A 1,399-nucleotide genomic window follows, 5' to 3' on the forward strand; every position below is an offset into this window, starting at 1 on the left:
TTGTTGTTCCCCACCAGATAGGGTTGCTGCATCTTGGTTCTTCCGTTCTTCCAAACGTGGGAAACGAGAAAAGACTTTCTTCAAGTTAGCTTGGTTTTCTTCTCGATCTTTCTTCAAGAAAGCTCCCATCTCCAAGTTTTCCATAACAGTTAAGCCTGGAAAGACGTGGCGGCCTTCTGGAACTTGAGAGAGTCCTGCTGCTACAATCTTTTGAGCCGGAACCTTTTGAATCTCCTGACCTAAAAACTCGATTTTCCCAGCACTTGGACGCACCAAACCTGAAATGGTACGAAGAATAGATGTTTTCCCAGCACCGTTAGCACCGATAAGAGAAACAACTTCCCCTTCATTTACCTCGAAACTGACATCACGGACAGCCTGGATCATGCCATAGTGTACAGAAAGATTTTCAACTTTTAACATAGACATTAGGCTTCACCTCCTAGATAGGCTTCGATTACACGTTTGTTGTTCTTGATTTCATCTGGCGTACCATGGGCAATCAAGCGGCCATATTCCAATACATAAATCCGTTCTGTTACTTCCATAACCAAACTCATATCATGCTCGATCAACATGATCGTAATATTAAATTCTTTTTGAATGCGACGGATCAGTTGGGTTAATTCTGCTGTTTCTTGAGGGTTCATCCCTGCAGCAGGTTCATCCAAGAAGAGGATTTTTGGCTCTGTAGCAAGGGCACGAACGATCTCCAAGTGACGTTGTTGTCCGTAAGCTAAGTTTTTGGCCAAGGTATCTGCTTCTTTTTCCAAACCAAAAATCGCTAACAATTCAAGGGCTTTTGCTTTCAAAGCTTCTTCATTCTTGTAATAGCTTGGCAAGCGGAAAAGACTCGCAAAGACATGTGGTTTATGGTGATTAGCAAAGGCAATCAAGACATTGTCCAAAACGCTCAAATCTTTAAAGAGACGAATATTTTGGAAAGTACGTCCCAGACCACCTGCAGCGATTTTATAAGGTGCTTTACCATTTAGTAGCTGGCCATCTAAGGTAATGGTCCCTTCACTTGGTTCATATACCCCTGTTAGGAGGTTGAAGAGGGTTGTTTTACCGGCACCGTTGGGTCCGATCAAACCAACCAATTCCCCTTCATTGAGTTCCATGGTCACATCTCCAACGGCTGTCAAACCACCAAAGTTTTTTGTTAAATTTTTTACTTCAAGAAGTGCCATTAGTTAGCCTCCTTTTTTGAGAGTAGTTTTTTCAAGCTGAATTCCCATGTTCCAAGAAGACCACCTGGACGGAAGATCATCACGAGAATCAAAGCCAATGAGTAAATGATCATACGTACACTTGAGAAGTCTTGAAGCACCATATTCAAGATACCCAAGACGATGGCTGCCACAACTGTTCCTGACATTGATCCCAAACCACCAAA

General features: G+C 42.7%; 2 protein-coding genes and 1 pseudogene. All 3 read right to left on the reverse strand.

What is annotated here, in order from left to right; genetic code table 11:
• Positions 1 to 429 (reverse strand): ATP-binding cassette domain-containing protein (locus tag PAN06_RS14180; protein WP_269796654.1); only part of this gene is annotated, 429 nt, incomplete at its 3' end.
• Entirely contained in the window at positions 429 to 1,193 is a 765-nt protein-coding gene (locus tag PAN06_RS14185; RefSeq protein WP_049491216.1) for an ABC transporter ATP-binding protein, read from the reverse strand. The genes PAN06_RS14180 and PAN06_RS14185, both read right to left, overlap by 1 nt.
• Positions 1,193 to 1,399 (reverse strand): annotated as a pseudogene (locus PAN06_RS14190) (branched-chain amino acid ABC transporter permease); the annotation flags it as partial. The gene PAN06_RS14185 and the pseudogene PAN06_RS14190, both read right to left, overlap by 1 nt.

This window comes from Streptococcus sp. SM3, assembly GCF_027497875.1.

Coding starts and splice junctions, on each gene's coding strand:
- PAN06_RS14185 (WP_049491216.1), bottom strand. CDS start 1,193: ATGGCACTTCTTGAAGTAAAAAATTTAACAAAAAACTTTGGTGGTTTG.